9 protein-coding genes and 1 pseudogene are annotated in these 6,982 nt (G+C 69.3%); 3 read left to right on the top strand and 7 right to left on the bottom strand.

Going from position 1 to position 6,982, the window contains the following annotated elements:
- Positions 1-97: 97 nt before the first annotated feature.
- The 4 genes and pseudogenes from VS93_RS32885 to VS93_RS09170 all read right to left on the bottom strand — a co-directional run bounded on the left by VS93_RS32885 (position 98) and on the right by VS93_RS09170 (position 2,837).
- Positions 98-277 carry an SAM-dependent methyltransferase gene (locus VS93_RS32885; protein ID WP_046469541.1) on the bottom strand — a complete coding sequence of 60 codons (180 nt, stop codon included), beginning with the start codon at positions 275-277 and terminating at the stop codon, positions 98-100.
- A 151-nt stretch (positions 278-428) separates the two neighbouring features.
- Positions 429-1,683 (bottom strand): annotated as a pseudogene (locus tag VS93_RS09180) (glutamate-5-semialdehyde dehydrogenase).
- Positions 1,684-1,729: 46 nt separating this feature from the next.
- Positions 1,730-1,981 carry a DUF397 domain-containing protein gene (locus VS93_RS09175; protein WP_046469540.1) on the bottom strand — a complete coding sequence of 84 codons (252 nt, stop codon included), beginning with the start codon at positions 1,979-1,981 and terminating at the stop codon, positions 1,730-1,732.
- Positions 1,982-1,988: 7 nt separating this feature from the next.
- A complete protein-coding gene (locus VS93_RS09170; RefSeq protein WP_046469539.1) occupies positions 1,989-2,837 on the bottom strand; it encodes a helix-turn-helix domain-containing protein in 849 nt (282 codons plus the stop codon).
- A 165-nt stretch (positions 2,838-3,002) separates the two neighbouring features.
- Here VS93_RS09170 and VS93_RS09165 point away from each other — a divergent pair, with 165 nt between their 5' ends.
- Positions 3,003-3,296: a hypothetical protein gene (locus VS93_RS09165; RefSeq protein ID WP_046469538.1), complete on the top strand. Its 294-nt coding sequence runs from the start codon at positions 3,003-3,005 to the stop codon at positions 3,294-3,296.
- A gap of 390 nt (positions 3,297-3,686) precedes the next feature.
- Complete coding sequence (locus VS93_RS09160) at positions 3,687-4,295, top strand: hypothetical protein (protein WP_046469537.1); 609 nt, start codon at positions 3,687-3,689, stop codon at positions 4,293-4,295.
- 96 nt (positions 4,296-4,391) lie between these two features.
- Here VS93_RS09160 and VS93_RS09155 read toward each other — a convergent pair whose 3' ends face one another.
- Positions 4,392-4,886, bottom strand: coding sequence for a TetR/AcrR family transcriptional regulator (locus tag VS93_RS09155; RefSeq protein ID WP_236700431.1), 495 nt, complete (start codon positions 4,884-4,886; stop codon positions 4,392-4,394).
- Between the two features lie 222 nt (positions 4,887-5,108).
- Here VS93_RS09155 and VS93_RS09150 point away from each other — a divergent pair, with 222 nt between their 5' ends.
- Positions 5,109-5,507 (top strand): nuclear transport factor 2-like protein, encoded by a 399-nt coding sequence (locus VS93_RS09150; protein ID WP_046469536.1) that lies wholly within the window; start codon positions 5,109-5,111, stop codon positions 5,505-5,507.
- 81 nt (positions 5,508-5,588) lie between these two features.
- Here VS93_RS09150 and VS93_RS09145 read toward each other — a convergent pair whose 3' ends face one another.
- Positions 5,589-5,822, bottom strand: coding sequence for a hypothetical protein (locus VS93_RS09145; RefSeq protein WP_046469535.1), 234 nt, complete (start codon positions 5,820-5,822; stop codon positions 5,589-5,591).
- A gap of 5 nt (positions 5,823-5,827) precedes the next feature.
- Entirely contained in the window at positions 5,828-6,964 is a 1,137-nt protein-coding gene (proB, locus tag VS93_RS09140; protein WP_046469534.1) for a glutamate 5-kinase, read from the bottom strand.
- Between the last annotated feature and the right edge of the window lie 18 nt (positions 6,965-6,982).

Genomic DNA, 6,982 nt, shown 5'->3' with positions numbered 1-6,982 from the left:
TCGAGGAACTGGGTGACGCCCTCTTCCACGGCCAGGTACCGCACGACGCGGTGCAGGAGTTCGCGGTTGTGGATCGCGATCTCCTTCAGCTCCGGCGTCACGCCGAGGCTCGCCTGGGCACCTCGCGGTCGATGGCGTAATTGTCCTTGCCGTTGAGCATCACGTCGTAGACCCGGGCCGCGGTCGGCACACCTACGTCGAACTGCGGCCCTCCCGAGCCGTCGGTCTTCGCGGTGGAGCCATCAGGGGGCGGAGTCGGGCTCACGTCGTCGGACATGGGGCTCCCAAAACCGCCGAAAAACCGAGAACACAGGCATCCTAGCGGCTCAAGAGCACCGCACGGAACTTCACGCGAACGACTGTCCGCGATCCGTACACCCGTCGCGGTGCGACGGTCGGGAGCGGAATCTCCCGACCGCCCCGCCGGACTAGCGAACGTGGCCGTCCCCGGTGACGACGTACTTGGTGGAGGTCATCTCCGGCAACCCCATTGGGCCGCGGGCGTGCAGCTTCTGGGTGGAGATGCCGATCTCGGCGCCGAAGCCGAACTCGCCGCCGTCGGTGAACCGGGTCGAGGCGTTGACCATGACCGCGGCCGAGTCCACCCGCGCGACGAACCGCCGCGCCGCGGACTGGGAGTCGGTCACGATGGCCTCGGTGTGCGCGGTGGAGTAGCGGCGGATGTGCGCGACGGCGTCGTCCAGGGAGTCCACCACCTTCACCGCGAGGTCCGCGGACAGGTACTCGGTGGCCCAGTCGGCCTCGGTCGCCGGGACGGCGGCGTCGTCGAATCCCCGGACGCGGTCGTCACCGTGCACGGTGACGTCGAGCTCGCGCAGCGCCTTCAGCACCGAGGGCAGGAAGCGGTCGGCGACGCCGGCGTGCACCAACAGCGTCTCGGCGGTGTTGCAGGTGGACAGGCGCTGCGTCTTGGCGTTGACGGCCACGGCCAGTGCCTTGTCGAGGTCGGCGGCCTCGTCGACGTAGACGTGGCAGTTGCCCTCGCCGGTCTCGATCACCGGGACGGTGGAGTCGTGCACCACCGCCTGGATGAGCGCCCCGCCTCCGCGCGGGACGAGCACGTCGACGAGCCCTCGCGCCCGCATGAGGGCCTGCGCGGACTCCCGGCTCGTCCCGGGGACCATCTGCACGGCGTCGACCGGGACACCGGTCTTCTCCAGCGCGCCGCGCAGCACCTCCACGATGCGCGTGTTGGAGGAGTAGGCGGAGGAGGAGCCGCGCAGCAGGGCCGCGTTCCCGCTCTTCAGGCAGAGCACGGCGGCGTCGGCGGTGACGTTGGGGCGGCCTCGTAGATGATGCCGATGGCGCCGAGCGGCACCCGCACCTGGCGCAGCTCCAGGCCGTTGGGCAGGGTCTTTCCGCGCACCACCTCGCCGACCGGATCGGGCAGCTCGGCGACCTCCCGGACGGCGTCGGCGATCGCGCCGACGCGCTCGACGGTGAGAGAGAGGCGATCGATCACCGCCTCGCTCTGGCCGCCCTCGCGGGCCCGCGCGATGTCCTCGGCGTTGGCCGCGACGATCGACTCGGCGTCGTGCACCAGGCGTCGGCCATGGCGAGCAGCGCCTCGTCCTTCACCGCCCGGCTGAGCGGCGCGAGGTCGGCGGCGGCCTCCTTCGCCCGCTCCGCGACTGCGTGCACCTCGCGCTCGATCTCACTCATCGTGCTCACTCTGCTCTCTTGCTCGGCTGATGGCGTTGGGGGTGGGTCAATTATCGAAGGCGCCGCGCCGCACCGCACGCAGGAACGCCCCCCACTCGCGGGCGGCGAAGGCCAGGTGCCCGGCCTCGGGATCCTTGGAGTCCCGGACGGCAGCGCCGGTAGGGAGATCAGCGACTTCGAGGCAGTTTTCCTGCGAATCCGAATATGAGGACTTGCGGAAGCGCGGGGAGATCTCGGCGACCTCGACGCAGTTGTCAAAGGCATTCGAATAGGACGACTTGTGGAAGTCAAGCATCATCAGGGACTCACCCGGTTAGGTCGTCGGCGATGGCGTTGATGAGCGTCAAGGACTGCTCGGCGCTGAGCGCTGTTCCCTGGACCGCGTCGTAAATCAGCCTATAGCGCTCCACATATCCCGAATCTTCCCCATAGAGGGACTCCACTGCGTTCGAGAGGGAGACGATGCCCGGTTCGGGGCGAGGGAAGTCGAACAGCGAGAAGGCCCCCGAGACCGCTGCATGGGTACCTGCCTCATTAGGCACCACCAGCACGGTCACCTTGTAGTGCGCGGCCATCCCCGCCAGGAAGCGGAGCTGCTCCCGCATAACCTTCCGAGACCCGGCGATCTTACGTAGAGCGGCCTCATCGATGACGGCAGAGAGATACGGTCCGTTCGGAACATCGAGAACCCGACGCCGCGCCATGCGCGACTCGACCTTGCGCTCGATGTCTGCCTCGGGAACGATCTGACCGCCCCGAAAAACAGCGGCGGCATACTCCGGGGTTTGGAGCAAACCGGGGATCAGCAACGCCTCATAGCTACGGATCCGTGTTGCCTCGGCCTCCAACTCCGGGAGGTTGCCAGGAAAAAGATCTTGGTACTGGTGCCAATCACTGCGTCCACGCGCTTCCTCGGAGAGGCTGAGCAGATGATCGCGCTCGTCTCCATCGACGCCGTACAGATCGAGCAGCGCCTCGACTTCGTTGCGCCGTGGCCGCTTCCACTCGTTGCGCTCGATCCAGGTGATCTTGCCCGCTGACCACCCCATCTTCTTGGCGGCCTCCGCGGAGGTCTTGCCTGACTCAGCGCGGAGCTTCCGCAGCGCGGCTGATAGTCGTCGCCTGCGCACTTCCGGAATGTGCCGGTCCGTCACCACCGCTCCTTCCGTGCCGTGCGTCGATCGTACTGCCAGCCACGTTCAGCTAGTTTTCCTTGTGGACAAGGAAAAACAGCTTAAAATCTTGATTCATCAAGAAATATACTAGGGAGCCAGCCCAGCACTCCCCGTAGTGCCCTTCACCCGGGAAGGACCATCCCCATGCCTTCGACCATGGAACTCACGGCCACGCTCGTCCAGGTCGTCAAGGGCGACGAGCACGGCTTCTCCCTCAGCGACGTGCGTTCGCCGCACGCGCTCTCCTACTTCGGCCCCGGCTGCGCCTGCGAGCGCACCACCCTGCTCGCCGGCCTGTGGGAGCGCCTCGAACGGCACGACCTCTACTCCCGCGGCACCGACGTCTGGCTGCGCACCATCACCCCGGGCGACACCGTCCCCCTGCCTTCCGGGGCGACCCTGCCGGAGGAGCACACCGTCATGTTCGGCATCGGCTGATCGGCGCGCCTTCTTCCCGCCGACACTTCTGCGCCAATGGGTAGGGCGGGCGTCCGGACCTGTCCACCCTCACCACCGCTCGGGGCTGATGCGGGGGCGCGGTCTGCTATGTGTCCGGTTTGTGGGGGTTCTCAACGCCGATCGTGAAGAAATGGTTCCTTCGGCGCGCATGAAGGAACCATTTCTTCACGATCGGCGGAACAGGCGGCGCCACGCGCCGCACGCGCTTCCGGCGCTGTCGTAGCGGACCAGGTACAGCACCCGCCCGCCCAGGACCACGATCTCCGGGAGCGGCCGGTGGGGACCAGGGGCCCGATCTCCCCCGCCTGCGGGGGAGATTCCCTCTCGCGGGGGAGGGAGCGGACCGCGGGGAGCCTGCACGATGCCCGTATGCACAACACATCCTCTTCCTCCGCGCCCGACCATCACCACTCCCCCACAGTTCTCGCGGGCCCCGGTACCCGTGTCACCGTGGTGGGGTGGCTGGCCGCCCTGTGGTGCGTCGGGTTCGCGGCCGTCAACATCGTCTACGAAGGAACGGACCGCTTCTCCACCGGCCCCTACGCCGAGTACGCCTCCGGCCTCACCGTGCTGAACTGGCTGGTCGTCGGGCTGAAGATCGTGGGGGCCGCTGTGGCGCTGCTTTCGGTCGCCAAGCGCCCGGTGCTTCTCCCTCCGACGCTGGTGACCGTGCTGGTGTGGGGAGCCTTCGCGACGCTCGGCCTGTACACCCTGGGCAACGTGATGCAAGCGGTCGCCATGGTGTCGGGCCTGGCGGGAGACGCCGACCGGCTCGGTCCGGCCGGGGTGGGCTACGTGCTCTTCTTCCTGGCGGGCGCCGCGGGCTTCGGTGTCCTGGCCGCCTCCCACTACCGGCGCTCCGGGGCCCGCAAAGGCGCCGCCGTCCTCGGTGTCCTCGGTGCGCCCGTGCTGCTGGGCCTGGTCCTTCTCGCCGTCCCGGCGCTGCTCGTCGTACTCGGAATCATGCCTTCGTACTGACACCTGTCCCCTGCCGATCTTGACGATTTCGTTCCTTCGGCGCGCTCGGAAGGAACGAAATCGTCAAGATCGGCGGGAATGGTGCGTGATTCGTAACTATGGTGGCGTGGGCTCCGCCTCCTCCGCGCCGACGACGCGCAGGGCGGTGCGCCGCACCGCCGCGGTGGCCTCCGCGACGGTCATCCGTCCGACGCTGACCTCGCTCCCCGCTGTGTGGGCGAGTCCGATGACGGCGGCCAGCAGCCAGTCCGGTGACAGCTGAGGGTCGAACTCCCCGGCATCCTGGCCGCGGCGGACCAGTTGCCGGAGCCGGTCGCGGATCGGCGCGTGCCGGTCGTCGTCCGCCCTGCTGGCCACGGCGGCCGCGTCCTGGAAGACCGCGACGTAGCGGCCGAAGGTCTGCCAGCCGGAGTCGAGGAACCGGAGCAGCGCCTCGGTGGCCGACCCGGCCTCCGGAAGGTCGGAGTCGATCGTGGCCACGACCTCGGCGGTGAGTCGGTCGATCACGGCGTCGAGCAGCGCCTCCCGGGATGGGAAATGCGCGTAGAGGGTCTGCCGGGAGACCCCCGCCGCCGCCGCGATCTCCTCCATGCTCGCCCTGGCGTCTCAGAGAGGACCCGGACCGCCGCGTCCAGCACAGCGGCGATGCTGCGCTGGGCGTCGGCGCGACGCCGACGGGGAGTCGGCTTCAGCTCTGACATGTTTGTCAACTTTAACCCGCCCGCCTAATCTTTACACGAGTGTAAAAGATACGGTGGTCGAACATATGCCGCTGCCAGGGTTCGCGCCGCCGGACGACCATCAAGGAGCGACATGGTACGCACCTCTGCGGTCCCGGGCTACGACCTCGCCGGGTACCTGACCAGCTATCCGCACGAGATGGCCTTCAGCGACGACGAGCCCGGCGATGTGCTGGACCGCTACCACACAGCGGACTTCAAGCTCTGCAACGACGGGCTCCTGCTCGACCGCACCCGGCTCATCGAGCACGCCCGCCCGGCGCGCAGGAACGCGTCCAGCGTCCGGGTCGAGGTCAGCCAGACACTGGTGGCCGGCGACCAGGTGGCCGCCCGCTACACCCTGGAGGCGGTCATGCGCAAAGGGAAGGTGCTCAGCACGGAGATCCACATGTTCGGCCGTCTCGCCCCGGATGGCCGCCTCCGGCGCGTCGACCAGATCACCCGCACCATCCGCCCACCCGCAGGGGAGTAAGCGCCCGGTGGCCGGTCCTGGTGGGACCGTTTCTTCGGCCGCTCGGGAGGGACGGTCCGCTCAAGACCGGCAATGGGGCGGCTACTGAGGATGCTTGGTGCCCTCGTGGACGGTTTCCCCCTTTGCGGAGGCGGCACGCCAGGTGACCGAGGCGCGCAGCTGGTCGGCCACGCCCTGGGCCCACCGTTCCAGCGGCGCGAACATGTCGGGGCCGGAGTGCAGCACCGTCCGCCCGCGGTAGGCCATCGCGCCGAGCGTGACCACTTCGCCGTCGCTGCGCAGTTCAGTGTCGTACTCGTGCGTGGTGCGCCTCATGGGAGTCACCCTAACGTCCCGCTTTTCGCCGCCTCCTTGCCCGCCAGCAGCACCAGGTCGTCCCGGTGCACGATCTCGCGCTCGTAGGCCGGGCCGAGCTCGCGGGCCAGCCAGCGTGTGGAGCGGCCCATCAGGTCGGGGATCTCCGCCGAGTCGAAGTTGACCAGGCCGCGCGCGACCGGGCGGCCGTTCTCGTCGCACAGGTCGACGGGGTCGCCCGCGGTGAACTCACCCTCCACGCTCACCACACCGGCCGGCAGCAGGGAGGCGTTGTCGGTCAGGATCGCCCGCACCGCACCGGGGTCCAGGACGACGCTCCCGCGCCCGGCGGTGGCGTGCGCGAGCCAGAGCTGCCGGGTGGAGGGACGGCGCTTGCTGAGGGCGGTGAACAGCGTCCCGACCGGCTCGCCCGCCAGCGCGGGGCGCGCGTTGCCCGCCGAGGTCAGGACCGTGGGCACGCCCGCTTCGGTGGCGATCCGCGCCGATTCCACCTTGGTCACCATGCCGCCGGTGCCCACCCCGCGCTTGCCCGCGGAGCCGAGGTCGACGCCGTCCAGGTCGCGTGCCGCGACGCTCTCCACGATCCGCCGCGCGCCGGGCCGCGTCGGGTTTCCGTCGTAAAGCGCGTCGACGTCGGAGAGGAGCAGCAGCGCGTCGGCCCGCATCAGGTGCGCGACCAGCGCCGCCAGCCGGTCGTTGTCGCCGAAGCGGATCTCGTGGGTGGCCACCGTGTCGTTCTCGTTCACGATCGGCACGGTACCGATGTCGAGCAGCCGGCGCAGTGTCCGCTGGGCGTTGCGGTGCTGTACCCGGCGCATCATGTCCTCGACGGTCAGCAGTACCTGCGCGGCGGTCAGCCCGTGCGCGTTGAACGCCGCCGTGTAGTGCGCCACCAGCAGCCCCTGGCCGACGCTGGCCGCGGCCTGCTGGGTGGCGAGGTCGCGGGGCCGGCTGGCCAGTCCCATCGGCGCCATGCCGGCGGCCACGGCCCCCGAGGACACCAGGATCACCTCGGTACCGGCGGCCCGCCGTTCGGCGAGCATGTCGGCCAGCTCCCGGATGCGCTCGCGGTCGATGTGCCCATCGGGCGCGGTCAGCGAGGACGACCCGACCTTGACGACCATGCGGCGGGCGGCCGTCATTTCGGTCCGCCCGGCTCG

It is taken from the genome of Allosalinactinospora lopnorensis, from assembly GCF_000981225.1.
Taxonomy (GTDB): domain Bacteria; phylum Actinomycetota; class Actinomycetes; order Streptosporangiales; family Streptosporangiaceae; genus Allosalinactinospora; species Allosalinactinospora lopnorensis.
Note: the sequence above shows the minus strand (reverse complement) of the source record. Positions and strands in the feature narration are given on the sequence as shown.